Origin of the sequence: Aquitalea sp. ASV15, assembly GCF_016429115.1 — a bacterium.
Classification (GTDB): Bacteria; Pseudomonadota; Gammaproteobacteria; order Burkholderiales; family Chromobacteriaceae; genus Aquitalea; species Aquitalea magnusonii.
In genome coordinates this window covers 1-23,876 of the sequence record NZ_JAELTZ010000047.1, presented here as the reverse complement: position 1 = coordinate 23,876, position 23,876 = coordinate 1, and the positions used below count along the sequence as shown (strand labels likewise).

General features: G+C 61.9%; 24 protein-coding genes. 11 read left to right on the top strand and 13 right to left on the bottom strand.

Annotated elements, in window-relative coordinates; genetic code table 11:
- Positions 1-13: 13 nt before the first annotated feature.
- Both JHD64_RS17055 and JHD64_RS17050 read right to left on the bottom strand, forming a co-directional pair.
- Entirely contained in the window at positions 14-559 is a 546-nt protein-coding gene (locus tag JHD64_RS17055) for a YaeQ family protein (protein ID WP_059287440.1), read from the bottom strand.
- Positions 560-642: 83 nt separating this feature from the next.
- Positions 643-1,323 (bottom strand): MliC family protein, encoded by a 681-nt coding sequence (locus JHD64_RS17050; RefSeq protein WP_158527730.1) that lies wholly within the window; start codon positions 1,321-1,323, stop codon positions 643-645.
- 252 nt (positions 1,324-1,575) lie between these two features.
- Between JHD64_RS17050 and JHD64_RS17045 the strand changes: the two genes are divergently transcribed.
- Together JHD64_RS17045 and JHD64_RS17040 are read left to right on the top strand one after the other, a co-directional pair.
- Positions 1,576-3,045 carry a DEAD/DEAH box helicase gene (locus JHD64_RS17045; RefSeq protein ID WP_110313429.1) on the top strand — a complete coding sequence of 490 codons (1,470 nt, stop codon included), beginning with the start codon at positions 1,576-1,578 and terminating at the stop codon, positions 3,043-3,045.
- A gap of 155 nt (positions 3,046-3,200) precedes the next feature.
- Positions 3,201-4,022 carry an ABC transporter substrate-binding protein gene (locus JHD64_RS17040; protein WP_199054398.1) on the top strand — a complete coding sequence of 274 codons (822 nt, stop codon included), beginning with the start codon at positions 3,201-3,203 and terminating at the stop codon, positions 4,020-4,022.
- Positions 4,023-4,040: 18 nt separating this feature from the next.
- On the opposite strand, the gene JHD64_RS17035 is transcribed toward JHD64_RS17040, so the two are convergent.
- Complete coding sequence (locus tag JHD64_RS17035; RefSeq protein WP_199054390.1) at positions 4,041-4,631, bottom strand: TetR/AcrR family transcriptional regulator; 591 nt, start codon at positions 4,629-4,631, stop codon at positions 4,041-4,043.
- A 171-nt stretch (positions 4,632-4,802) separates the two neighbouring features.
- Here JHD64_RS17035 and JHD64_RS17030 point away from each other — a divergent pair, with 171 nt between their 5' ends.
- From JHD64_RS17030 to JHD64_RS17015, 4 genes are all read left to right on the top strand, one after another.
- Complete coding sequence (locus JHD64_RS17030; RefSeq protein WP_199054389.1) at positions 4,803-5,660, top strand: AraC family transcriptional regulator; 858 nt, start codon at positions 4,803-4,805, stop codon at positions 5,658-5,660.
- 228 nt (positions 5,661-5,888) lie between these two features.
- Positions 5,889-6,434 carry a YbhB/YbcL family Raf kinase inhibitor-like protein gene (locus JHD64_RS17025; RefSeq protein WP_059285552.1) on the top strand — a complete coding sequence of 182 codons (546 nt, stop codon included), beginning with the start codon at positions 5,889-5,891 and terminating at the stop codon, positions 6,432-6,434.
- Positions 6,435-6,527: 93 nt separating this feature from the next.
- The gene (locus JHD64_RS17020; RefSeq protein ID WP_199054388.1) at positions 6,528-7,847 is read left to right on the top strand and encodes a hypothetical protein; all 1,320 of its coding nucleotides are present in this window, start codon (positions 6,528-6,530) and stop codon (positions 7,845-7,847) included.
- Positions 7,848-8,084: 237 nt separating this feature from the next.
- Positions 8,085-9,959, top strand: coding sequence for a diguanylate cyclase (locus JHD64_RS17015; protein WP_199054386.1), 1,875 nt, complete (start codon positions 8,085-8,087; stop codon positions 9,957-9,959).
- Here JHD64_RS17015 and JHD64_RS17010 read toward each other — a convergent pair.
- The gene (locus JHD64_RS17010) at positions 9,941-10,921 is read right to left on the bottom strand and encodes an FUSC family protein (protein ID WP_110313432.1); all 981 of its coding nucleotides are present in this window, start codon (positions 10,919-10,921) and stop codon (positions 9,941-9,943) included. The two genes, JHD64_RS17015 and JHD64_RS17010, sit on opposite strands and share 19 nt — an antisense overlap.
- Positions 10,922-11,056: 135 nt before the next feature.
- On the opposite strand from JHD64_RS17010, the gene JHD64_RS17005 reads away from it, so the two are divergent.
- The gene (locus JHD64_RS17005; RefSeq protein ID WP_199054384.1) at positions 11,057-11,773 is read left to right on the top strand and encodes a pseudouridine synthase; all 717 of its coding nucleotides are present in this window, start codon (positions 11,057-11,059) and stop codon (positions 11,771-11,773) included.
- A 133-nt stretch (positions 11,774-11,906) separates the two neighbouring features.
- On the opposite strand, the gene JHD64_RS17000 is transcribed toward JHD64_RS17005, so the two are convergent.
- The gene (locus JHD64_RS17000; protein WP_059286437.1) at positions 11,907-12,242 is read right to left on the bottom strand and encodes a rhodanese-like domain-containing protein; all 336 of its coding nucleotides are present in this window, start codon (positions 12,240-12,242) and stop codon (positions 11,907-11,909) included.
- A gap of 1,158 nt (positions 12,243-13,400) precedes the next feature.
- Between JHD64_RS17000 and JHD64_RS16995 the strand changes: the two genes are divergently transcribed.
- Entirely contained in the window at positions 13,401-13,925 is a 525-nt protein-coding gene (locus tag JHD64_RS16995) for a Dps family protein (RefSeq protein ID WP_110313433.1), read from the top strand.
- 187 nt (positions 13,926-14,112) lie between these two features.
- Here JHD64_RS16995 and JHD64_RS22340 read toward each other — a convergent pair whose 3' ends face one another.
- From JHD64_RS22340 to JHD64_RS16960, 7 genes are all read right to left on the bottom strand, one after another.
- Positions 14,113-15,567, bottom strand: a complete 1,455-nt coding sequence (locus JHD64_RS22340) for a methyl-accepting chemotaxis protein (RefSeq protein ID WP_059286436.1) — start codon at positions 15,565-15,567, stop codon at positions 14,113-14,115.
- Complete coding sequence (locus tag JHD64_RS16985) at positions 15,564-16,118, bottom strand: PAS domain-containing protein (protein WP_199054382.1); 555 nt, start codon at positions 16,116-16,118, stop codon at positions 15,564-15,566. The genes JHD64_RS22340 and JHD64_RS16985 overlap by 4 nt, the downstream gene beginning before the upstream one ends.
- Positions 16,119-16,257: 139 nt before the next feature.
- A complete protein-coding gene (locus JHD64_RS16980; protein ID WP_059286434.1) occupies positions 16,258-16,938 on the bottom strand; it encodes a Fe2+-dependent dioxygenase in 681 nt (226 codons plus the stop codon).
- A gap of 103 nt (positions 16,939-17,041) precedes the next feature.
- Positions 17,042-19,201, bottom strand: a complete 2,160-nt coding sequence (locus tag JHD64_RS16975; protein WP_199054380.1) for a TonB-dependent siderophore receptor — start codon at positions 19,199-19,201, stop codon at positions 17,042-17,044.
- 184 nt (positions 19,202-19,385) lie between these two features.
- On the bottom strand, positions 19,386-19,796 hold the full coding sequence (locus tag JHD64_RS16970) for a biopolymer transporter ExbD (protein ID WP_059286432.1): 411 nt from the start codon (positions 19,794-19,796) through the stop codon (positions 19,386-19,388).
- A complete protein-coding gene (locus JHD64_RS16965; RefSeq protein WP_239688708.1) occupies positions 19,783-20,424 on the bottom strand; it encodes a MotA/TolQ/ExbB proton channel family protein in 642 nt (213 codons plus the stop codon). The genes JHD64_RS16970 and JHD64_RS16965 overlap by 14 nt, the downstream gene beginning before the upstream one ends.
- Positions 20,425-20,456: 32 nt before the next feature.
- Complete coding sequence (locus JHD64_RS16960) at positions 20,457-20,810, bottom strand: energy transducer TonB (RefSeq protein WP_199054379.1); 354 nt, start codon at positions 20,808-20,810, stop codon at positions 20,457-20,459.
- A 58-nt stretch (positions 20,811-20,868) separates the two neighbouring features.
- Here JHD64_RS16960 and JHD64_RS16955 point away from each other — a divergent pair, with 58 nt between their 5' ends.
- The 3 genes from JHD64_RS16955 (at position 20,869) to hslU (ending at position 23,309) form a co-directional block, all read left to right on the top strand.
- Entirely contained in the window at positions 20,869-21,153 is a 285-nt protein-coding gene (locus JHD64_RS16955) for a hypothetical protein (protein ID WP_199054378.1), read from the top strand.
- Positions 21,154-21,339: 186 nt separating this feature from the next.
- Positions 21,340-21,900 (top strand): ATP-dependent protease subunit HslV, encoded by a 561-nt coding sequence (gene hslV / locus JHD64_RS16950; protein ID WP_199054377.1) that lies wholly within the window; start codon positions 21,340-21,342, stop codon positions 21,898-21,900.
- 68 nt (positions 21,901-21,968) lie between these two features.
- Positions 21,969-23,309, top strand: a complete 1,341-nt coding sequence (gene hslU / locus JHD64_RS16945) for an ATP-dependent protease ATPase subunit HslU (RefSeq protein ID WP_199054376.1) — start codon at positions 21,969-21,971, stop codon at positions 23,307-23,309.
- Between the two features lie 371 nt (positions 23,310-23,680).
- On the opposite strand, the gene JHD64_RS22005 is transcribed toward hslU, so the two are convergent.
- The coding region (locus JHD64_RS22005; protein WP_233170559.1) for a hypothetical protein at positions 23,681-23,876 on the bottom strand (196 nt) is incomplete at its 5' end.

Below are 23,876 nucleotides of genomic sequence, written 5' to 3'. Positions count from 1 at the left end.
CGCCGGCGGCTGCTTAATGCGGCACTTTCAGCGGCTCTACCTCAACCAGCACGCTGCGGCTTTCGTCGGCCAGCCAGAGTTGGCCGTCCTGCACGGTGGCGGTCAGCTGCATGCCGCGCTGGCACAGGCTGGCCAGTTCGGCCAGGGTGGCGGTGCTGATGCGGTAGACGCTGAGCTTGTCCAGCTTTACCAGCTTGTTTTCGATCTGCGGCCACCATACCTCGCTGGAGCGGCCGCCATAGCTGTACAGCACCACCTTGTCGGCGCGGCTGCAGGCTTTTTTCAGGCGTTTTTCATCCGGCTCGCCCAGCTCTATCCACAGTTCGATTTCGTCACTGTAATTTTTCTGCCACAGCTCGGCTTCGTCGTCCGAGCTAAGGCCACGGGTAAAGCTCAGGGTGTCACTGGCATTCAGTACGAAGGCCACCAGGCGCACCATCAGGCGCTCCACGGTTTCCGACGGGTGCTGGGCCAGGGTCAGGTTGTGGCTGGCGTAGTAGCCGCGGTCCATGTCGGAAATCGACAGGCCGGCTTTATAAATGGTGGCTGTAAGCGCCATGATGATGTTTCCGCAATATTGGGTTGAAGGCCGCATGACCGGCGGCAGACGTCTGGAACAAACCGGGAGGGAGCAGGCTGGCGCTATTGCTCCGGCTGACTGATGCACAACAGGCTTTCGCCTTTCCAGTTGATGCTGGCTTCCTTGCCCCGGATGGTGAATTCGACATTCTGGCCGGCATAGCGGGCACCGCCGGTCACCAGCTCCTGCTGATGCAGGATGACCTGGCTTTTGCCGCGTACCAGCCGCGCCGTGGCCGGCTTGGTGCGGTAAAACGTGGCCAGCACATCGTTATTGCCGCCGCCACCGCACAGGTAGTGCAGCGGGGTCAGCGAGGGGGCCAGCCCCCAGCCGGCCTGCAGTTCGGTAATGCGCAGAATATAGGTATCCCCCAGACACATATGGGGATTGTCGTTCTTCATGCATTCCTTGAGATTGTGCGCCCAGCGCCGCTGCTCCTGCTCCAGCTTGCTTTGGCTGGGGGCGCCGGCGCTGTTTTGCCTGGCCTTGTCCATGGCCTGGGTGAAAACCTTGTCCAGACGGTTGCCCAGCCGGATCAGCCCTTCATCCTGGCACAGCATGGTTTCCATGGCATTGGCCGGCTTGTTGCAGTCGAACTCGGTGGCCTGCATGGTCGGCGTGGGGGGCAGAGTGGGCGGCACCGGCTGGCGCAGGCTGCCTCGGCCACCGTTCTTGTCCGGCCCGGTACCAAGCGAGTGCGATCCGTTCAGGGCATGCGCCTGGCCGGAGATGAGCAGTAGCAAAAGGACTGCAAATGGCACTGGGGGGATCTTGAGCATGCTTTATTGTGCCATGTGCAGCGATGTTACGCTGCACCAATACGCAGGATGATTTCCCTGCCCGGTCAATTGTCTGTAAACTCGCCGACTTCCGCGTCTTGCCAATCGGCGCGCAATGCAAGCCTCATCCCGAGGCGGTCCGCATTTATTTCAACCGTTTATCGTCAGCCTAGATTGGTGTCGCTTACTGCGATCAGGCAGTCGCAGGAGTGCAGTATGTCCGAAATTACCTTTGCTGACCTTGGTCTGGCGCCCGCCTTGTTGCGTGCCGTGGCCGATACCGGTTACACCATTCCCACGCCGATCCAGGCTCAAGCCATTCCGCAGGTACTGCAAGGTGGCGACCTGCTGGCTGCCGCACAGACCGGTACCGGCAAGACCGCCGGCTTTACCCTGCCGCTGCTGCAATTGCTGATGGATGCGCCATCGCGCCAGCCCGGCAAGCCGCGCGCCCTGGTGCTGACCCCCACCCGTGAACTGGCGGCCCAGGTAGAAGAATCGGTACGCGAGTATGGCAAGCACCTGCCGCTCAAATCCATGGTGATGTTCGGCGGCGTTGGCATCAACCCGCAGATTTCCGCCCTGAAAAAACCGGTAGACATCCTGGTAGCCACGCCCGGCCGCCTGCTCGACCATGTCAGCCAGCGCACGCTGGATCTGTCCGCCGTGGAAATCCTGGTACTGGACGAAGCCGACCGCATGCTGGACATGGGCTTTATCCACGATATCCGCAAGGTGCTGGCCCTGCTGCCGGCCAAGCGTCAGAACCTGCTGTTCTCGGCCACCTTCTCCGACGAAATCAAGACCCTGGCTGACAAGCTGCTCAACCAGCCCAAGCTGGTGGAAGTGGCCCGCCGCAACACCACCAACGAGCTGGTGGACCAGCGCGTGCATCTGGTGGACCGCGACAAGAAGACCGATCTGCTGATCAAGCTGATCCGCGACCACAACTGGTATCAGGTGCTGGTGTTTACCCGTACCAAGCACGGTGCCAACCGTTTGGCCGAAAAGCTGGACAAGATCGGCATCCCGGCTGCGGCCATTCATGGCAACAAGAGCCAGAATGCCCGTACCCGCGCCCTGGCCGATTTCAAGACGTCCAAGCTGCAGGTACTGGTGGCGACCGATATCGCCGCCCGTGGCCTGGATATCGACCAGCTGCCGCATGTGGTCAATTTCGAATTGCCGAATGTGCCGGAAGACTATGTACACCGTATCGGCCGTACCGGCCGTGCCGGCAGCCCGGGTGAAGCCGTTTCGCTGGTTTGTGTCGACGAGTTCAGCTTTCTGCGCGACATCGAAAAGCTGACCAAGCAGTCCATCGCCCGCTTCACCATTCCGGGTTTCGAGGCCGACCTCAACGTCAAGCCGGAACCGATTCCCATGGGGGGCAACAGCGCCGGTCGTGGCCGTGGCCAGGGTGGCGGTGGTCGTCAGGGCCAGGGCGCGCGCCAGGGCCAGGGTGCCGGCAAGCCGCGTCACGAACAGCAAAGCAAGCCGACCGGTCATGGTCATCGCCCGGCCGGCAGCGCGCCGCGCAGCAAGGCGGCCGAGCCACGTAGCCAGGGTGGCCAGCCGCAGCCGGCCCGTCAGGCGGCCACCGCCAAGCCGGGCAATGCCCCGCAACCGCGTCGCAGCCAGCCGGCCCGCCAGGTTGCGGCCTTGCTGTCGCCCAACAAGCGCTAAGCCGCTTGCTGCCGCCGTTGGCGGCCCGTATGCTGATGTGATGGGAGTCACTGCCGGGATCGTCAAACCATGGCGGCAAGGCAGGGCAGTGGCCGTCGCGGGGAAGTCTGGCGTGAGTACGTCAGTGGCTAACGATTCGAATCACGGAGCAGGTCATGAAACAATGGCTTGCAGGTCATGCCGGCACCGTCCGGCATCTTGCCCTGGGCATCATGTTGATGGGCTGGGCGCTGGCTGCGCCCGCCGCACATGGCCAGCCGCCAGCCGGCGGCTGGCTGTCCATTGTCTTGGCGTCCGACGAGTGGCCTCCCTATCTTGGCAGCCATCTTCCCGATAACGGCATTCTGTCCCGCGTGGTCACCGCCGCCTTTGCCCGCGCCAATGTCGGGGTCAGTTACCGTTTCCTGCCCAATAACCGCAGCCTGCAATCCGCACGCAATGGCACGGCGGACGGCAGCCTGGGCTGGGCGCCCAGTCCCGAGCGCTTGCAGGATTTGCTATACAGCCAGCCGGTCATGTCGGCACGCATGGTGTTTTTCCAGCGCAAGTCCGAGCAGCGGCGCTGGACACAGTTGGCCGATCTGGCCGGACTGCGCATCGGCATCACCATCGGCAATTTCTATTCCGCAGAATTCGACCGCCTGGTGCAGCAGGGCCTGTTGCAAACCGACGGCGCGGCGGATGACCTGAGCAATTTCCGCAAGCTGCTGGCGCGCCGCATCGATCTGTTCCCGATTGAAGAAGATGTCGGTCAGTTCTTGCTGGCACGCAACTTCCCCCCGGCGCAGGCCGGCCAGCTATCCAGCGGCCAGTCATTCTGGACGGCCCCGCTGCATGTGGTGATCTGGCGGCGGCATCCGCAAGGCGCCGAGCTGATCGCCCGCTTCAATCGCGGTTTGCAGGCCCTGCAAAGCAGTGGCGAATTCGAGCGCATGGTGCGGGAAACGCGACTGGCCTGCCAGCGCAGCCAGCCCTGAGTCCAGCCGGCTCCGGCTTCAGCAGGCTGCGGCGGTCTGGCTGGCAATCAGCGCGGCAGCATCCTCCAGCAGCCGTGCGGACAGTGCCGGGTCGTTAACGGCACGCGACAACAGCAAGGCGCCGACCATCAGGCTTAATTGCACCGTCGGCTTGAGCGGGCTGCCGCCGCTGGCGGCATCCTGCTGCGCGGCCGCCGCCAGGATGGCCAGCTGTTGCTCCAGCCCGCTGGTAAAGGCCTGGCGAGCCTGGCTGCCACGCCGGCTCAGTTCGCCGGCCAGTGCGACCGCCACGCAGCCGGTATCCGGAAAATCCCGATGCGGGATGCTCAGATAGTGTTCCGCCACTCCCCGGCATTGCTGTCCCGGCCCCGCCTGCTGGCCTTGTTGCTGCCACTGCTCCGCCATCTGCTGCATGGCCTGCTGGCAGACCTGGGCGACCAGATCTTCCTTGTCCTTGAAGTGCCAGTAAAAGCCGCCGTGGGTCAGCCCAAGGTCGGCCATCAGGTTGGCAATGCCCACCGCGGCAATGCCTTCCGAGCGAAAGCGCAGGCTGGCCATGTCCAGGATGCGTTGGCGGATGGCGGTCTTGTGTTGTTTGTCATAGCGCATACTTGTTTCCGTAGCGGACCGGCTGATTTTCTTATGATGTATATCATATAAACAATTACCAACTTAATCAGCAAGATAGCGTTAACCGATTTCGCCGCTGGCGGCAGGCGTTTTTGTGGCGTGTGGCGGACAAGACTTGCCGGCCGCACGCTTTCGCGTTGCAATGCCGACATGTCCCCAACTTCTGCATTGGCCGCCACCCTGGCCACTTACCATTCGCGCCGGCAGCAAAGAATCGCCCGCGTGCCCATCTGGCAGTCCCAGCTGATTGCCGTGCTGGAAGGCTGCAAGATCATCCACACGCGCAGCGGCGAGCTGGTTTGCCGCGCCGGGGAGTGGCTGCTGCTGCCTGCCGGGCAGGAGCTGGAGCTGGTCAACCAGCCGGATGCCGACAGCGGCAACTATCTGGCCCTGGCGCTGACCCAGGACCGGCAATGGCTGCAGCGCTTTCATGCGCTCCATGGCCATTTGCTGCTGGATGCAGCGCCTGGTCATCCGGTGTTCACTCCCAGCGCCAGCAGCCGCCAGGCTTTGCAGCAGCTGGTGAAAACCCTGGAGCAGGCAGACGGCCCGATCGACCAGGCCCTGGCCGAGCATGGCTGGCAGGGCCTGATGCTGGCCTTGTTGCAGCAGGGGCAGGGCCGCAGCCTGTTGCTGCTGCCGACCGAGGATGCCCGCCAGCAATTGCAGGCATTGTTTGCTTTCGATCCGGCGCACGACTGGACGCCGGCGAAGGTGGCACAGCACTTGTCCATGAGCGAAGCCACGCTGCGGCGGCGGCTGGCGGCGGCCAGCTGCACCTTTTCCGGTTTGCTGACCGAAGCGCGGCTGGCGCATGGGCTGGGACTGGTGATGACTGGGCGGCAGTCCTTGCTGGACGTGGCGCTGGCCAGCGGTTATCAGTCGCCATCGCGCTTTGCCGCCGCTTTCCGCCGCCGTTTTGGCCTAACGCCCAGTGCCCTGCGTGCCACCCGCGAATTGCCCGAGGACCTGTTCAGCACCGGGGATGCGCCGGTGATTCCGGGTTGAAAAGCCCTGCGACAGGCTGCTGGCTGCCATGGCCCTTGCGTATTTGCACGCCCTTTCGCCATGGCTGACCCTTGGCTCAGCGGCTTTCCAAGGCTGTGCGGCGTGAGCGGCAAAGGCGATGCACTGAGCGGCCAAGGCGCGCTTTGCCTGGCAGGCTTGCCTAGAATGATGCAGGCAATGCAGCCATGGCTGCTGCCGTGCATCCCTTATTCTTCGTGGAGTAACACCATGCGTCATTTGTTGCCGACTCTTGTTTTTGGTCTGCTGTGCAGCACCGCACACGCGTTTCAACTGGGTAGTAGCGAGGTAAAGGCCGGCGGCACGCTGTCGCGGGCACAGGAGTTCAACAGCTTTGGCTGCAGCGGTGGCAATACCTCGCCTGCGCTCAGCTGGAGCGATGTGCCGGCCGGCACCCGCAGCTTTGCCCTGACTGTTTATGATCCGGATGCGCCCACCGGTAGTGGCTGGTGGCACTGGCTGGTATTCAATCTGCCGGCAGCCACCCGCTCCTTGCCGACAGGTGCCGGCAGTGCCGATGGCCAGCATTTGCCAGCCGGCAGCGTGCAGAGCAAGACCGATTACGGCCAGCCCGGCTTCGGTGGAGCTTGCCCGCCGCTGGGTGACAAGCCGCACCGTTATGTCTTTACCGTGCATGCGCTGAAGGTGGACAAGCTGGACCTGCCGGCCGATGCCATGCCGGCGCTGGTGGGTTACATGCTCAATGCCAACAGCCTGGGCAAGGCCAGTTTCACTGCCTATTACGGCCGTCATTGAGGGCGAGCGGCAGGGGCGGCTATGACGTCGCCATCTTGACGCGGCGGGGCTTACACGTTAAACAGAGTTTTATTTCTGTTGTGAGCTCCTGTCATGTCGCGCCTGCAAACCTTTGTGCCACCCCGCCCCGATGCCGCCTTGATGCAGTTTCTGGTGCCGGTGAACCGCTGGCTGAACCTGCACGGGGTGCCGCTGCTGCGCGACCTGCCGCTGCTGGGGCGGCTGCCGGGTTTTTCCGGCGTGGCGGACATCCGCGAATGGCATCTGCCACCCGAGCACGAGGCGCGCCTGCGGCAGGCGCTCAGCCCGCGCAATGTCAGCTTTATCGGGCCCAATCATCCCGAGTTCTTTACCGACTGGATGATAGACAAGGAGCTGTCCGCCCGTTATGCACCACAGCTGGCCAGCTGGGCCACGCATACCGTGGTGAATGGCATGGGGGCGGCCATGCAGCGCTTCTGGCTGCGCAACAACCTGATTGCCCAGATTCCCGGTGCCGCCAGCCAGGCGGCGAAGCAGCACTCGGTGGAGTGGGCCTTGCAAGGCCATGGCGTGTTGCTGCACCCGGAGGGCGCCGTCGGCTGGCATGCCGACTGGCTGGCCCCGCTGTTTCCGGGGATTGCCGAACTGGCACTTGGCGCACATGCCCGCTTGCAGGCCATGGGGCTGCAGCAGCTGCCCCCGGTCCATATCGTACCGGTGGTGTGGAAGCTGCGTTTTTTGCACGATGAAACACGCGCCATCCGTCGCGAACTGTTGTGGACGGCAGCACGGCTGCGGCTGGAGGTCAGCCCGGATGCCGATTTGCCGCAGCAGTTGTTCCAGCTGCTGAGCGGCGTGCTGGAGCGCGAAGCCGCCCTGTGTGCCGTCAGCCTGCCCTTGCGACACGAGCAGTCCTATTTCGACCGCCAGCAGCGCCTGCAACAGCAGCTGGCGCTCCGGCTCGACCAGCTGGCCGGTGCCGAGCATGCCAGCCTGAGCGCGGGGCGTCGCTGGAGCCGGGTACTGCGCGAAAGCCGCAGCGAGAGCCAGCGCCAGGAAATGAAGCCACTGCTGGCAAGCTGGGAACGTTTGCAGCGGCTGGCCCCGGCGGCCTACAGTCAGCCCTTGCTGGCGCAGGAGCACGTGGCCGAATGCATCAAGCGGGTGCGCAACGATTATTGCAAGGGGCGCCTGCGCGATACCCTGAACGCCTTTTTCCCGCGGCCGGCCGGCCCGCGCGCCTTGTATATGCGCGTGGTGGAACCGATAGACATCGGCCACTGGCTGCGTGAACAATCCGACTGCAGCGCTGCCGCCCTGGTGGCGCAGATGCGCAGCAGCATGCAGCGGGAGCTGGACGCCCTGCTGGAGGGTCTGCATCAGCGCGAACCTTACTGGACCCTGCCCAACCCCCTGATCAGCCGCGCCTGAACAGCATGCAGGGCCGGCAGCGACAGGCGGCCCGCCCTGTTTGTTCGATCAGTACCACAAGCAGACAGCGTAAATGGATGAATCCGTGGATTTATCCAAAATGCTTAGCTATTCTTGCTGCCCATGCCGCGACACAAATGACGAATACCGTTTTGTCTGGTCACGGCCCTATGGGGAGTCGCGGTGAGCACATCAGGCAAAACAGTGAAGCCATGGCTGGCCAGTGCCGGCGGGACCATGATCAGCGCATCGGTGCTGTGTCTGGCAGCGCTGCTGTCCATGCAGCTGCCGCGTTCGGTGGATTTTGGCCCACTGGCCTTGCCGCTGTGGTTGCCGGCCGGTCTGGCGCTGGCCATCGCCATGCGCTGGGGCTGGCGCACTGCCCCCGGCCTGTGGCTGGGCATGGCTCTGGGCAATGTGCTGATCTTGCAGCAAGCCTGGCCTGCGGCCCTGGCCATCGCGCTGGGGCAGGCTGCTGCCCCATTGCTGGCCGCCTATGTGTTGCGGCGGCAGCAAGCCTTGCCCTTCTACCGGCTGTCCCGCGTGCTGATTTTCCTGTGGTGCGGGGTAGTGGGCAGCGCCTTGCTCTCTGCCTTGTGGAGTGGTTTTTTCCTGGATGTCAGCACGCTGCCAAGTGGTGTGGAGCGCTGGCAGTGCCTGCTGGCGCGTGGGCTGGGCGAGCTGTTTGGCATGCTGGCGCTCACCCCTTCCGCGCTGTTCCTGCTGCAAGCCGAACCGGCCCGCTACAGTCGCAATCCGGCCAGCTGGCTGGAAAGCATGCTGCTGCTGTGGACCAGCCTGCTGCTGGCCGTGGTGGAATTCATCGTGGCCGATTACCGCCATGGCGTGGCGGCCAGCTTGTGGCCGCTGTTTTGCATCGCCCTGATGTGGGTGGCCTTCCGTTGCCGGCTGGCCCTGGCCTACTGGCTGCATAGCGGCATCGTGCTGCTGGCGTTTGGCGGCGTGCTGCTGCATAACGGTGCCGCCTACCAGGACCCCGGTCTCAGCGGCATGGCCGCTGCCGGCATGCTGCTGCTGGTGCAGTCACTGGCCTTGCTGGTGTTTGGTGCGCTGGTGGCCGAGCGGCGCTTTACCGAAGACTGGCTGCGTCGTGCCAACCAGACACTGGAAGCCAAGGTGGTGGAGCGCACCCGCCAGCTGGCCGAAAGCGAGGCCCGTCTCAAGCTGATGGCCGATGCCTCACCCTTTCCGCTGGCCATGAACAATCTGAACGGCGGTGGCCTGATCTACGCCAATGCCCAGGCGGAAAGTCTGTTCAAGTGCCGTCTGGATGGGCAGCAGCGCCGGGTGCAGGATTTCTATGTCGATCCGGCCGAGCGGGAAGGCATCTCCGCCCTGCTGCGCAGCCAGGGGGCGGTGCGGGATCATGAAGTGCAGCTGCACGATGCCGAAGGCCGCCAGTTCTGGGCGCTGGTTTCCTGTGCGGTAGTGCACAGCGATCAGGAGCTGTATGTCATCAGCGGCATCAACGACATCAGCGAACGCAAACGGCTGGAACGCAGCCTGCATGCCGCCAACGATGCCCTGCGCCAGCATGTGGCGGAAATCGAATCATTGCAGGTCGGCCTGCGCGAACAGGTCAGGCGCGACCCGCTCACCGGCCTGTTCAATCGCCGCTATCTGGATGAAATCCTGCCGCGCCTGCTGGCGCACATGCTGGCGCTGGATGGTACGGTGGCGGTGCTGATGGTGGATGCGGACCACTTCAAGCGCATCAATGACAATTATGGCCACCAGTGCGGCGATGCCGTGCTGGCCACGCTGGGGGCTTTCCTGCGCGACCGTTTCCGCAGTGGCGACATCGTCTGCCGTTATGGCGGCGAGGAGTTTTGCATCCTGATGCCGGGCATTGCGCTGGATGCCGCCAGCCAGAAGGCGCAGCAGCTATGCGAGGCGGTCAGGCAGCTGCCCATCCAGGCGCTGGAGCACCGGCTGCACATTACCCTGTCCATTGGCCTGTCGGTGTGCCCGCTGCACGGCGAGGACCCGGAAAGCCTGATTCACGCCGCCGATGCGGCGCTGTACCAGGCCAAGGCACAGGGACGGGACCGGGTGTGCCTGGCGCAGCGCAGTCAGCCGGCCTTGTCTTGAGCATGCAGTTGCTTGACGCCCAGCTCCAGCCACCATGCCAGGCTGGCGAGCAGCACGCCGACCAGCAGGGTATCCGCCACCCGTTCAACCACGCCGTGCTGTATCTGGGTCACCGGCATCACGGATAGTACCAGCAGGGTCAGGCCGGCAATAAACCAGCGAAAGCTGCGCTGCATCAGCATTAGCGCGGCAGTCAGTGTCAGGCACAGCACCAGCATGTGAATGGCGGGAACAGGCTGCCACCAGGCCAGGCCTGCAGCCAGCAAGCCGCCGATCAGGGTGCCATAGACCCTTTCCTTGACCAGCCAGATCATGCGCCGGGGTGAGGGGTCGATGATGCCCACCACCAGCACGGGCAGCCACCAGGTATGCGGCAGATGCAGGTGGGCTGCCGCCAGCCATGCCAGGCAGCCCCACAGCGTCAGGTGCCAGGCATAGCGCCGGGCATCGGCTCGTGCGGCGCCTGGCAACACCCTTGCCCAGCCCCGCAGCCCCCAGCGCCCCAGCAGCAGGCCATAAACGGCACCGCTGCCGGCCAGCAGCAGATGCTGGCCGAGCGGCAAGGACGAGGCCGGCATCATATTGCTGAGCAACAGGCAGAACACCCAGAATTGCAAGCCCTTGTGCAGACCGCGTCGTGCCGCCGTCGCCATCAGCAGCAACATGCAAACCAGTGCCGCCAGCATCAGGCCATCCTGCCCCTGGCTGGCCTGGCCCAGCCATTGCATGGCCGGCAGCCCTGCCAGCGACACCCATTGCAGCCGTCCGGCCAGCAGCACGATCATCATCGAATAGGCCGTGGTCAGGGTGAAGGGGAAAATCCAGCCCGCCGGCTGGTCGGTGAGCGCAAACACCATGGCCGGCAGGAACAGCAGTGTGCTGGTACTCAATGCGCGCAGCAGGCGAAACCGCTCGTGGCGGATGGTGGCGAGGCTGCGCAGGGCCATGCGGGGATAAGTCATCAGCGGGCTTCCGGCGGTTCAGGTAGCGGCGCAAGCGCGCCGGCAGGCATGCCTCATCATAGGCAAGGCCGCGGCGCTGGTCATTAGCTGGCCGCTGCCATCCCCTGGCGCGGGGGGCGTGCTAACATTCCACCCATGGAACTCTACAGACTATTGCAACAACAAGGCTTTGGCAGCCGCAAGGAATGCCGCAAGCTGGTGGAATACGGATTGGTGGAAGTCAACGGCGTAGTGGCCGAGGATTACCGTCAGGCGTACCAGCTGGATGATATCGATGAGCTGGTGGTGGATGGCGAGCCATGGCAGCTGCAGTCCGGTCCCATCTACGTCATGCTGCACAAGCCGGACGGTTATGAAACCTCGCACAAGCCCATGCACCACCCCAGCGTGTATACCCTGCTGCCGTGGCAGTTCGGCAATCTGGACATCTCGGCGGTAGGCCGGCTGGATGTCGATACCACCGGCTTGCTGCTGCTGACCAATGACGGCCAGTTCGTGCATGCACTCAGCTCGCCCAAGCGTCATGTGCCCAAATGCTACGAGGTCACCCTGAAGCACCCGGCGACGCCCGAGCTGGTGAAACACTTGCTGGCTGGTGTTTTCCTCAAGGATGACAACGAGAAAATCGCCGCCGACCAGGTGGAGGTGGTGGACGAGATCACCATCCGCATGACCATTACCCAGGGCAAGTACCATCAGGTAAAACGCATGGTGGCGGCTGCCGGCAATCGGGTGATGGATCTGCACCGGCTGACGGTTGGCGAGCTCAGTCTGGGCGAGTTGGACGAAGGGCAGTGGCGCTATCTGAGCGCCGCGGAACTGGCCAGTTTCGGCTTTGCACCGAAAGGCTAGGCGCGGCTGAAAAACCCTCGTGGAGCAGCCGGGCCAAGGCGCGCCGACGCAGACAGTACCAAAGAGTACGGCAAGCAGGCGCAAGGCAGGAGCGGGGGTTTTGTTAGCGGGTCTAAGTCGGTCAGGGTGGGGCTTACAGCAGCTGATGCAGCCTCTGCATGGCTTCGCGCATGCCGCCGATGTTTTCGATCTGGGTGTAACCCAGGCTGCGCAGGCGGGCGGCGGCCAGCCTGGCCCGCTCACCGGTACGGCAGTAAAGCGCCAGCGGCGTGGCCGGATCGGGAATGGTGCTGCTGGCCTGTTGTTCCAGCTGCTCCAGTGGCAGGGAGCGCGCGCCGGGAATGTGCTCGGCACTGAATTCTTCGCTGGAGCTGACATCGATCACCAGCCGGCTCGAGCCGCTCAATAAGCGCTGGGCAAAGGCGGCGGCGGTCACGCCACCCAGTAGTGCACCAAAAAGATGTTTCATCGCCATTCTGCTTTGTCATCAAGGGAGTGGGCCTGTGAACAGACTCTGCCTGCAGCGTGCAGTCTTGCATGCATTTGCCATGCGGCGCATTGTGGCAATTACCTAGTGACAGGTAATAAAACGCTAAGCCTCGCTCGCCGGCACGCCCTCATCAGTTTCTCCTCAAAATACAGCCATGGGCCGCGCTTCTGCACGCCACCAGCCGCCATGTCGCGGCCGGTGGTGGCCCGCTATGGCCATGCCGGCTGGTGCAGCCGGGCCATCCACGCTGCCGGCCTGCTCGATTCATGATCCAGACTCGCCGCCACGCGCAGGCTGGCGTCATGCATGCCCGATCTTCTTGCTGATTTTCTGCTTCCCCTGACAAACGCCCTACCGCGGCCTTGTCTCTCCTGGCCCGCGTTTGCACCGTCAGACTCGCCGCAGCTGGCTTCAACGGCCACGCTACCTGGTTCGCCCCACTGCGGCCGCCCATGGCTGGCGCTGTCCTGCTTCTCCCGCGCTCTCCCCACTTTACTGTTACTACGGTAGCCGCCATGCCGTGCGGTTGCGCCCGGCTGCGCTGCATGCCGATGTTGGCCTGATCAGGCTGCATGGCCTGCCGGGTCGGTGTGCCTGACTGCATGCCATGGACTTGCCGGTACACGCTGCCGGGTACTCATGGCTTGGGTCCGTCTGTGCAATCTCCTGCTGTGTGCTGGTGTGCACGGTCGCAATTCCGTGCTGGCTTTGCTGTCACCCTTGCCCAGGACAGGTATCGCCATCGGTAAATCAGCTATTTCTTGCAGTTTTTTGCAAGAGAGTTTTATGTATTTTGGGGTGATGAAAAATTAAGCAACAGCAGAATTGTAATTTATATAATGAAATACATTTCATATTTACGTAAATATCTGTTTTTACCAAACAGGCGCTGTCTGTTTCCGGAATGGGTATCACGCCAGGGAGAGTGAGCTGTGCAGGGCGGCTGGGCGCAGTTGGGCACAGCAAAGGGGAGGGCGCTGCCGGGAGGGTGTGCATGTGCTTCGGAAAATACGATGGATTTTCATAGAAATTTCCCATTGTGTTGACTGGCCGCTCACCATAGTTTTCTGAGGCAGCCACCTGCCAAGCACACATACAGGCAGGCTGCAGTTTGCCATTCACAGAAAGAATCCAGCCATGACACAGTCAAACGATGCCAAAGCCCTGCATGCCAAACCGGATGCCGCGCTGCACACCCCCAGTGATTTAAGCGCAGCAGCAACCCGCGATATCAGTGCTGCCTTGAATGGCTTGCTGGCCGATGTTTTTGCCTTGTACCTGAAAACCAAGAATTTCCACTGGCATGTCAGTGGTCCGCACTTCAGGGACTACCACCTGCTGCTGGATGAGCAGGGTGATCAGCTGTATGCCATGACCGACCCGCTGGCGGAACGCATCCGCAAGGTGGGTGGCTCCACCCTGCGCTCCATCGGCCATATCGCTCGCCAGCAGCGCATCAAGGACAACGATGCCAGCTACGTTACGCCACAGGACATGCTGGCCGAGTTGCGCGAGGATAATGTGACGCTGGCTGCCCGCTTGCGCGAGGCACATGGCGTCTGCGAGGAGCATCGCGATATTGCCGGTGCGAGTCTGATCGAGAACTGGATAGACGAGACGGAGCGCCGCAGCTGGTTCCTGTTCGAGGCCAGCCGCCGCTGATGCCGGCCTGAAGCGGACAGGCTGCGCGGGAAAGAAAAACAGCGGCTGGTCAGGACCAGCCGCTGTTGTTGCGGGAGGCTTGCTCGGTGGCGGATGGGGGGGGCGGCCAGGGGTGGTGCAGCGACGGTCTTGATCGCCCTGCCGCCCAGACGCAAGACCGGCCGCCGCAGGATGTTGTCAGCTGCGCTTAGCGTGGCGCAGTTGTCGACAGTGCATTTTTCTCTTCCACCATCCGGTCCAGCAGCTGCAAGACAAGCGCACTGTCCTGCTCCAGCGCATGCATATGGCGGAGGATGGCATCCTCATCCAGCTGCATGCCGGTACTGGTGGCGGCAATGGCCTGTTCGATGCTGTCGGCAACCCGCTGGTCGGTGGCGGCCAGCTGGCTGAAGGAGCGGGTGCTGCCAAAGCTGTTCAGGCCCTCTGCCTGACTCCACTGTGCCAGGTCACTGCCATGGGTGATGGCCCGGCCTTCTTCCAGAGCGTGATAGACCATCTGCTTGTGCATGACATGGCCCACCTTCTGCAGTGAAACCTGGGACATGTCGCGCACTTTCTGCACCTGACCCAGTACGGTATCCGATTGTTCGGCCAGTGTGGCGAAGCGGTTGCGGAAGGATTCGACCGATGACTTGACCTCGGCGGCCACCGAGCCGGCTTCGCCGGCGCGGCTTTGCATGTCGCCAATGCGGCTGGACAGGCTGCCCAGCACCGACTGCACGCGGTGGGCCGTGTCCTTGCTGCGCTCGGCCAGCTTGCGTACCTCGTCCGCCACCACGGCAAAGCCGCGGCCCATTTCGCCGGCACGGGCGGCTTCGATGGCGGCATTCAGCGCCAGCAGATTAGTCTGGTCGGCAATGGCGGAAATGGCGGCCAGCGAGGATTCGATGCCGGTCCACTCCTGTGCCAGCGCACTGCTGGCCTCGTTCATGCTCACCACGCTGCCGGCAATCGTGTCCATATGACCGGACAGCAGCACGGCGCTATCCAGGCTCTCGCGCGAGGCACTGGCAGTGTCGCGGGTAATGCCGGATACCTGGTCCATGGCCGTGCTGATCTGGCTCAGGTCGCTCTGGTTGCTGGCCAGGTTCTGGCGAAGATGCGGGTTGTTCAGTGCGGCCAGCTGGGAAGACAGCCGATTCCTGCGGATATAGCCGTCATTGTCGGCCATGGCCTGAATGGCGCTGTCCACATTGCGCAGCGATTCGGCAAACATGCCGGGCAAGCCCTGGCACAGCGGGCGGCGGCTGTAGTCATTGTCACTGACCCGGCGAAAGCTGGTGTTGATTTCCTTGAAATAGGTTTCCACCAGATCGAGGAAGTCATTCAGCTCCCAGGCCACCAGGCCCACTTCGCCCATGTCGCGGGTGCGCGAGGCGCGGTGGTGCAGTTCGCCGTCGCAGGCATAGCCCAGTTGCTCATGCAGGGTGTTGAGCACGGCGAAGATGCGGCCGCTGCCAACCCACACCATGACCGACAGCAGCAAGCAAAACACCATCAGGAAGACTTCCACGCCCAGTCGCCAGCTGTCGGGCAGCAGGAGCGAAGCCAGTACGGTGCACAGCGTCAGGGTATTGAAAGCGATCAGCCAGTAGCCAAGGCGGGTGCGCAGAAAGGGGGAGCGGGTGCGGCGGGCCATCATGCAGTTTTCCCGGAGGTAAGGTTGGTGTCGAGCAGGGACAGGACAAAGCTTTCATAGCTGTGGCCCTGTTTTTCCAGTTCGGCCAGTAACCACTCCATGGAGGCATCCGGCGCCGCGGCCTTGTTGTGGCTGCTTTCCAGCTGGCACATCCTGGCATAAATGGGAATGACGGCTTCCACCGCCCGGCGGCCAGGTGGGCGGCGCACGGAAAAGTAACCTTGCAGCTGGTTTTTGCTGTCGTAGTCCGGGGTGACATTGGCCAGTACCCAGTAATAATTACCGCTGGCGGTGTAGTTTTTGACCACGCCGAAAAACTCGCGCCCCGCCTGCAGCGTCTTCCACATCAGCCGGTATACCCCGCGTGGCATGTCCGGGTGGCGGATCAGGTTGTGCGGTTTGCCCAGCAATTCGTTTTCCGGATATTCAGCCAATTGCATGAAGACGCGATTGGCATAGGTGATGTGGCCGGTACTGTCCGTCTTGGTGACAATCAGTTCATCGGCTTCCAGCTGTACTTCCTTGCTAGGTTGGGTTCTGATCAGCTGCGTCATGGAGGGTTTCCGCTAGGCTTATGCCATCAGGCATATGTCGATTAAGTAGCTCTGTAGGGAACTTTACTTACTTGTGCCAGGAAATTTCATGACAGTAATCAGTTTTTTTGAGATTGAAACAAGAAATATCTCCGCAAGGCTATAGATCTGCCCACATTCGCAACAGGTTGTGATAGTTCGCGGTCAGCGTGACCAGTTCGGCGGTATCACCGTGTTGCTGGCGCAAGCGCGAGATGGCCATGTCCATGTCGAACAGCAGGCCGCGCTTGGCATCGTCCCGGATCATGCTTTGGGTCCAGAAAAAAGAGGCAATGCGCGCTCCACGGCTAACCGGCTCAACGCGATGCAGGCTGGTGGAGGGGTAGAGCACCATGTCGCCGGCCGGCAGCTTGACGCTATGCAGGCCATAAGTATCTTCCACCACCAGTTCGCCGCCGTCGTATTCGTCCGGCTGGCTGAAGAACAGGGTGCATGAGACATCGGTGCGCACCCAGCTCTGGTCAAAAGGGTGGCTGCGCACCGCATTGTCCACATGATTGCCAAAGTCCATGCCGCCCTGGTAGCAGTTGAACAGCGGCGGGAAAACGGTTTTGGGCAGTGCGGCGGAGAAGAACAGCGTGTTGCGTTTGAGTGCCGCTTCCACCATGGCTTGCAGTTCGCGGGCAATCTCCAGATGTTGGGGCAATTGCAGATTGCGTTTGACCTGTGCGGACTGGCTGCCGGCCGTGATGCGGCCATCAGCCCAGTCGGCCTGGGACAGCAGCATGCGGCCATGGGCCAGTTCTTCGGGGGTAAGGACGTCGGGGATATGCAGCAGCATGGGTTGGACTCCGCGTGTACCGGGCACTGTCAGACTACAAAAGGGCTGGCGCCGGTCAGGTAAAAAAACGCCAGCCGCAGTCAAGGGCGGCTGGCGCAGGGACTTAGTATTTCAGGCCGATGGTCAGCTGCGCTTCGCGGGGCGTGCCCACGGTGGCATGGCCGGTATAGGCACCGTCGTAATAGGTCTTGTTGCTGAGGTTGTTCAGGTTCAGCTGGAAACGATAATGCTTGGTTTCATAACTGAGCATGGCATTGGCCACCGTGTAGGACGGCAGATACAGCGTGTTGGTCTCGTTGGCATAGCGCTTGCCGACATAGGTGGCACCAAGGCCGCCGGTAATCTGGTCGGTCAACTTGTAAGTGGTCCAGATATTGGCGGTAGCGCGCGGGGTGTAGCGCGGCATCTTGCCGGTGGTGCTGTTCTGGCCTGGCGCGGCTTTGTCGATCTTGGAGTCCATGAAGGTGACGCCAGCGAAAATTTCCCAGCGCTCGGTCAGGCGACCATTGCCTTCCACTTCTATCCCGTTGGTGTGACGCTTGCCGGATAGCGTAACCAGCGTGGTGTCGTCAGGGTCGGTATTGCGCTCGTTGGTTTTTTCAATGCGGAACAGTGCTGCACGCAGGCTGGCATCGCCATCCAGCAAGTCCCATTTGGCACCCAGTTCGATATTGCGGTTTTTCTCCGGGTCAACCTTGGCGGTGGCCTTGTCCAGTGCATAGGTTTCGCCAGAGGGGTTGAATGAGGTGCCGTAGCTGAAGTAGTAGGACTGGGCCATGTCCGGCTGCCAGATCAGGCCGCTACGCCAGCTCCACACATTATCCGTGCGCGACAGGTCGTAGGTGTTGCTGCTGTTCACGCTGCCGTCGGAATTGAAGCCGCGCACATTGTAATCCCCTTCGAAGCGGTCAAAGCGTGCACCCAGCACGGCTTTCCACTGCCGGGTCAGCTCGATGGTGTCCATGCTGTATAGCGCAATGTCACTGGCCTGGAACTTGGTATTGCTGCTGCGATAGCGGGCAGCGTTATAGGCGGTGGAGGAGACCGGGTTGCCAATGGTGGTGGTGGGCAGGGCATTGAGCAGGGCGTAACGGCTGGTGTCGGACAGCTCGTAAGTCATTTCCAGCCCGGTCAGCAAGGTGTGGCGAATGTCGCCGGTGGCAAAGCGGGTGGTCAGGTCGGTCTGGTTGTTGACAGACTGGTCCACGCCGTCGCGCATTGGCTTGCTGCGACGCATCTGGCCGCTGGCGCTGGTGTCGGTACTGGCCAGGCGCGGGGCGGTGGGGCTGACATCACGCCAGAAGCGGTTGTAGCGCAACTGGTTGCTCAGCTCGGTGCCATTGCCAAAATCGTGGGTGACTTTGGCGGTGACGATATCGGCACTGGTTTTTTCGTAATCGCTGTCAAAACCGTAGAACTTGCTGCGGTCCACGCTCAGTGGTTCGCGTGTGACCGAGTTGTACGGCACGCCGTAGTCCGGCACATTGTTTTCTTCCTGATGCATATAGGACAGCACCACCGTGGTGGGCTCGCCCAGGCCAAAGGCGACGGACGGTGCAATGCCCCAGCGCTCGTTCTTGGCCGCACCGCGATCACTACCGTCGTGGGTGTCCATCAGGTTCAGCCGAACCGCAGAGTGATCGCCGGTCATCTGGTTGATGTCGGCGGTCACGCGCTGGTAGTCATTGGTGCCGATGGTGAGGTCACCGTCCAGCTTGCTGCCCAGATAGGGCGTTTTGCTGACCTGGTTGACCACGCCGCCGGTGGAGCCGCGGCCAAACAGCATCGAGCTGGCACCCTTCAGCACTTCCACCTTGTCATCGTTGAAGGCATCACGGTTGTACTGGCCGATATCGCGCATGCCGTCGCGATAGGTGTCGGTGGCGGCGGAGAAGCCGCGAATCACCACCTGGTCGCCACTACGCCCGCCTTCGCCAGCGGCAAAGGTGATGCCCGGTACATTGCGCAGCGCGTCCTTCAGCGTGGCCACGCCCTGATCCTGCATCAGTTGCTGGTTGACCACGGTGATGGATTGCGGAATATCACGCAGCTGCTGCTTGGTTTTGCCAATGCTGGTGGTTTCCGTCTTGTAGGTGTCGCGTAGCGGGGCTTCACCCTCCACGGTGACGGTTTCCAGCGTCTGGCCGGTTTCGGCCGCCAGGGCCAGGCTGGGGCTCAGCGCCACGGCCAGCATGCCAACGGCCATGCGCGCCGGTAGTTTGCGCTGCGCAAGGTGGGGCGATTGTTGCAAGCTTTGTTTCATTTGATCCTCTTTTATTGTGTGCCTATCACAGAAAGCAAAGTCCTGGCCTGTGCATGGGCGTGACGCAGCCGTTCCCGCATGCTGTGTGGGCAGCATGGGTTGCAGCAAACCAGGGCAGGGGAGAGTAACAATCGGCCAGTCACCCCCGTGACGGACCGATTGTCAGAACAACGGGGTGTGGCGCTTAGGGTGCTTCGGTGACAAAGCCGATGCGGCTGACGCCGCTTTGCTGGGCTGCGGCCAGCGTGGTGGCCACCAGCTCATAGCGCACGCTCTTGTCGGCGCGCAGGTTCAGTTCCACCTTGGGATTGGCCTGCACGGCAGCGGTAAAGCGGGCGGCCAAGGCACCCTGGCTGACCGGCTGGTCATTCCAGAACAAGGCACCGGCAGCATTGATGGACAGACGGATCTGTTCCGGCTTGTCCTGGTGCTGGGCCGCCGCGGCTTGCGGCAGATCCAGCTTCACCGTGTTGGTCAGCAGCGGTGCGGTGATGATGAATACCACCAGCAGCACCAGCATCACATCCACCAGCGGCGTGGTGTTGATCTCGGCCATGGGGGCGCCGGGCCCCTTGTCGAAACTACCGAATGCCATGGGCAGACTCCGGCTGGGTCAGCAACTGGGCGTGCAGGTCATGGGCAAAGTGATCCAGCAGTTGCGACTGCACGCGCTGGCTGCGGGTGAAGGCGTTATAGGCCAGCACCGCGGGAATGGCGGCGGCCAGACCGGCCGCAGTGGCGATCAGGGCTTCACCGATGGGGCCGGCCACGGTGGCAATGCTCACCTGACCGGCCGTGCCGATATTCACCAGCGCGTGATAAATCCCCCACACCGTGCCAAACAGGCCGATGAACGGTGCAGTGGAGCCAATCGACGCCAACAGGGTCATGCCGCTTTCCTGCCGGGCGTTTTCCTGGGCCAGTGCCTTGCGGATGGCGCGGGTGACGAATTCATTCAGATCACAAGCCTTGCCCAAAGAGCGCTCGGCATGCTGCTGATGGTGGCGTAAGGCCGCCAGTCCCTGGCGAGTGATGTGTGCAATCGGCGCGTTTGACTCGCCCAGTGCCTGCTCGGCGCTATGCCAGTCCGGCGCATCCCATAGTGCCGTTTCGGCCTGGCGATTGGCCCGGCGCAGGCGATAGGTCTGTACCCCGCGTTGCAGGATCAGCGACCAGGTGGCAATCGACATCAGGATGAGAATCATGAATGTTGTGATCAACACAACATCCCCTTGCTGAAAGACAGTCAGTAGCTTCATGGTTTACGCAGGTTCTTCAGGGAAAATTGAACGGGGACAATAAAGGTATAAGGAATGGCCTCATCACCACGCTTGGCCGGGGTGAACTTCCAGCCGCGCACTGCGGTCAGCGCCGCCCGGTCCAGCCGGGGAAAGCCGCTGGTTTGTTCCAGTTCCACCGCCAGCGGCAGACCCTGGGCGCTGACCTGAACGCGCAGGCGTACGGTGCCGGTTTCTTCCATCTCGATGGAGAGCGGCGGGTAGATCGGCTTGGGGTTATTCAGGTAGCCACCGCGGTACAAGGGTTCCTGTACTACCGGAGCCGGTGCAGCGGGTGTCGCCACGGCTGGCGCAGCGGCAGGGACTGCCATATGGTTGCTTGTTTCCGCTGGAGACGCTGACGGGCTTGGCGCGACAGAGGAGCGTGTGATGGGGCGGGCTGTCGGCTTGGGGGCGGCAGTGGCAACGGGCCGGGGCGTGGCCGGTTTCGCTACCGGCGTTGGCTTGCTTTGCTTTGGCGGCCTCGCCGGAGCCGCAGCAGAAGGTGCAGGTGCACTGGGCGCGGCCAGGGTCATGGCTGGCAGGCTGGCCAGCTGGGGCAGGGTCACCGGCGGGGTGGTGGCCAACCAGCTGGCCAACAGCAGCACTGCCAGCCCGTGCAGGCTGCAGCTTCCCAGAAATGCCGCAGAAGGCAGCCTGCTGGCAGTAGAGTGAAGTCGGAGATTCATGGCAAAATGATAATGCAAATTATTATCATTAGCAATTATTAAGATCAGTTGCACCCCCTATTGCAATAAGCCATGTGTGCCAAAGGGTTGTCTTGTAATCGCCCGGAATGGCTGCATATTGCACATTACGCGCCAGTCTGGCGCAGACACATTCAATAGACTGGAACAGAACATGCAGCAGTTTGACGGAACCACCATCGTCTCCGTCCGTCGTGGCGAGCGCGTGGCGCTGGGCGGCGACGGCCAGGTAACCCTGGGCAATATCGTGATCAAGTCCACGGCCCGCAAGATACGTCGTCTTTATCACGGCAAGGTGCTGGCCGGTTTTGCCGGTGGCACGGCCGACGCCTTCACCCTGTTCGAACGCTTTGAAGCCAAGCTGGAAAAACACCAGGGCCATCTGGTGCGCTCGGCGGTCGAACTGGCCAAGGACTGGCGCACCGACCGCATGCTGCGCCGGCTGGAGGCCATGCTGATCGTGGCCGACCAGGAATCCACGCTGATCATCACCGGCAATGGCGATGTACTGGAGCCCGAGCAAGGCATTGCCGCCATCGGCTCCGGCGGCGCCTTTGCCCAGTCTGCCGCGCGCGCCCTGTTTGAAAATACCGGGCTGGACCCGGCCGTGGTGGTGAAGAAGTCGCTGGAAATCGCCGGCGACATCTGTATCTATACCAACCAGAACCACCTCATCGAAACGCTGGGAGAAGAAGCCCAGCCGGCTGCCGAATAAGCCCAGCCATTCGTCCCCATCGATTCACGGGCCGTTGCGTCGTACACGCGCCGGCCGGGAGTACTGTCATGACCCAGATGACCCCGCAAGAAATCGTTCACGAACTGAACAAGCACATCATTGGCCAGGACGCCGCCAAGCGCGCCGTCGCCATTGCCCTGCGCAACCGCTGGCGCCGCCAGCAAGTGGCCGAGCCGCTGCGCAGCGAAATCACCCCCAAGAACATCCTGATGATCGGCCCCACCGGCGTCGGCAAAACCGAAATCGCCCGCCGTCTGGCCCGTCTGTCTGGTGCGCCCTTCATTAAAGTGGAAGCCACCAAGTTCACCGAGGTCGGCTATGTCGGTCGCGACGTCGACACCATCATCCGCGATCTGGTGGAAGTGGCCATCAAGGAAACCCGCGATGCCGCCATCAAGCGCAACCGGGTACGTGCCGAAGATGCCGCCGAAGACCGCATCCTCGACGTATTGCTGCCGCCGGCACGCAGCGCCCCCGGTTTCTTTGGCGAACCGCAGACGGAAGACAGCAAGCCGGAAGACGGCCACACCCGGCAGAAATTCCGCAAGATGCTGCGCGAAGGCAAGCTGGACGACAAGGAAATCGAAATCGAAGTGGCTGCACCGCAGTCCAGGATGGAAATCTTTGCACCACCGGGCATGGAAGACTTCTCCAGCCAGCTGCAAAGCATGTTCCAGGGCATGAACGCCGGCAAGAAAAAGGCCAGCAAGCTGAAAGTGGCCGAAGCCTTCAAGCTCTTGATCGACGAAGAAGCCGCCAAGCTGGTCAACGAAGACGAGCTCAAGGCCGACGCGCTGAAAAATGTCGAGCAGAACGGCATCGTCTTCCTCGATGAAATCGACAAGGTCACCAGCCGCTCCGAAGGACAAGGCGCGGATGTCTCCCGCGCCGGTGTGCAGCGCGACCTGCTGCCGCTGGTGGAAGGTACCACCGTCTCCACCAAGTACGGCATGGTCAAGACCGACCACATCCTGTTCATCGCCTCAGGCGCCTTCCAGCTGTCCAAGCCGTCCGACCTCATTCCGGAACTGCAAGGCCGCCTGCCCATCCGCGTCGAACTCTCCTCGCTGTCGGTGGAAGACTTCGTGCAAATCCTTACCAGCACCGATGCCTGCCTCACCCGTCAGTACCAGGCACTGCTGGCCACCGAAGGCGTTGAACTGGAATTCGAAGAATCCGGTATTCGTCGCCTGGCCGAAATCGCCTGGCAGGTGAACGAAAAGACCGAAAACATCGGCGCGCGCCGTCTGTATACGGTAATGGAGAAACTGCTGGAAGAAGTCTCCTACGATGCGCGCAGTGGCAGCTGCAAGATCGACGCCCACTATGTGGATGGCAAGCTGGACATGCTGTCGCAGCGCGAAGATCTGGCCCGCTACGTACTGTAAGCCCCTATCTGCTCCCGCAAACCACAGCGCCCACTGGGCGCTGTTCTGGCTGCTGACAATGTTGTTTGGTGCGCTTGTACTGGGCCCGGCAAAGCCGGGCCTTCCGACCAGGTATTTAATTCCGCAGCCTTCCCATCGATTCCCCTTTCCCCCGCCCTTTCCCTGAAAGGGAGCCTCGCTTTCTATCCAGAAATCGAGAAGGGGTTGTTGTCAGTAAGCAGAAAAATGAAATATGCGTATAAACAGCGAAATGATTTGCTGATTTGACCATCCTGAACGATTTTCCTGCCGGGAAATCCCGGTAGTCACCAGCAAATGACGGGGCATCAACATCGACATTCAATTTGTTTCAGTTTTTATTCTTTTTTGAATCAATGCTTTGCGATGAAATCTGTAAAAACAGCGCATTTTTTGAAAATAAGGTGTTGACGAGGGTGGGTCAGGGCGGTATAGTTCGCCTCCTCAGCAGACAACGCAGCGACGGAAACGAAACGCAGCGACCTGCACCGCTCTTTAAAAAACAGAATAACCGATAGGTGTGAGTGCTTGGCGAAAGCCAAATACTTG

Coding starts and splice junctions, on each gene's coding strand:
- JHD64_RS17055 (WP_059287440.1), bottom strand. CDS start 559: ATGGCGCTTACAGCCACCATTTATAAAGCCGGCCTGTCGATTTCCGAC.
- JHD64_RS17045 (WP_110313429.1), top strand. CDS start 1,576: ATGTCCGAAATTACCTTTGCTGACCTTGGTCTGGCGCCCGCCTTGTTG.
- JHD64_RS17040 (WP_199054398.1), top strand. CDS start 3,201: ATGAAACAATGGCTTGCAGGTCATGCCGGCACCGTCCGGCATCTTGCC.
- JHD64_RS17035 (WP_199054390.1), bottom strand. CDS start 4,631: ATGCGCTATGACAAACAACACAAGACCGCCATCCGCCAACGCATCCTG.
- JHD64_RS17030 (WP_199054389.1), top strand. CDS start 4,803: ATGTCCCCAACTTCTGCATTGGCCGCCACCCTGGCCACTTACCATTCG.
- JHD64_RS17025 (WP_059285552.1), top strand. CDS start 5,889: ATGCGTCATTTGTTGCCGACTCTTGTTTTTGGTCTGCTGTGCAGCACC.
- JHD64_RS17020 (WP_199054388.1), top strand. CDS start 6,528: ATGTCGCGCCTGCAAACCTTTGTGCCACCCCGCCCCGATGCCGCCTTG.
- JHD64_RS17015 (WP_199054386.1), top strand. CDS start 8,085: ATGATCAGCGCATCGGTGCTGTGTCTGGCAGCGCTGCTGTCCATGCAG.
- JHD64_RS17010 (WP_110313432.1), bottom strand. CDS start 10,921: ATGACTTATCCCCGCATGGCCCTGCGCAGCCTCGCCACCATCCGCCAC.
- JHD64_RS17005 (WP_199054384.1), top strand. CDS start 11,057: ATGGAACTCTACAGACTATTGCAACAACAAGGCTTTGGCAGCCGCAAG.
- JHD64_RS17000 (WP_059286437.1), bottom strand. CDS start 12,242: ATGAAACATCTTTTTGGTGCACTACTGGGTGGCGTGACCGCCGCCGCC.
- JHD64_RS16995 (WP_110313433.1), top strand. CDS start 13,401: ATGACACAGTCAAACGATGCCAAAGCCCTGCATGCCAAACCGGATGCC.
- JHD64_RS22340 (WP_059286436.1), bottom strand. CDS start 15,567: ATGATGGCCCGCCGCACCCGCTCCCCCTTTCTGCGCACCCGCCTTGGC.
- JHD64_RS16985 (WP_199054382.1), bottom strand. CDS start 16,118: ATGACGCAGCTGATCAGAACCCAACCTAGCAAGGAAGTACAGCTGGAA.
- JHD64_RS16980 (WP_059286434.1), bottom strand. CDS start 16,938: ATGCTGCTGCATATCCCCGACGTCCTTACCCCCGAAGAACTGGCCCAT.
- JHD64_RS16975 (WP_199054380.1), bottom strand. CDS start 19,201: ATGAAACAAAGCTTGCAACAATCGCCCCACCTTGCGCAGCGCAAACTA.
- JHD64_RS16970 (WP_059286432.1), bottom strand. CDS start 19,796: ATGGCATTCGGTAGTTTCGACAAGGGGCCCGGCGCCCCCATGGCCGAG.
- JHD64_RS16960 (WP_199054379.1), bottom strand. CDS start 20,810: ATGGCAGTCCCTGCCGCTGCGCCAGCCGTGGCGACACCCGCTGCACCG.
- JHD64_RS16955 (WP_199054378.1), top strand. CDS start 20,869: ATGGGGCGGGCTGTCGGCTTGGGGGCGGCAGTGGCAACGGGCCGGGGC.
- hslV (WP_199054377.1), top strand. CDS start 21,340: ATGCAGCAGTTTGACGGAACCACCATCGTCTCCGTCCGTCGTGGCGAG.
- hslU (WP_199054376.1), top strand. CDS start 21,969: ATGACCCAGATGACCCCGCAAGAAATCGTTCACGAACTGAACAAGCAC.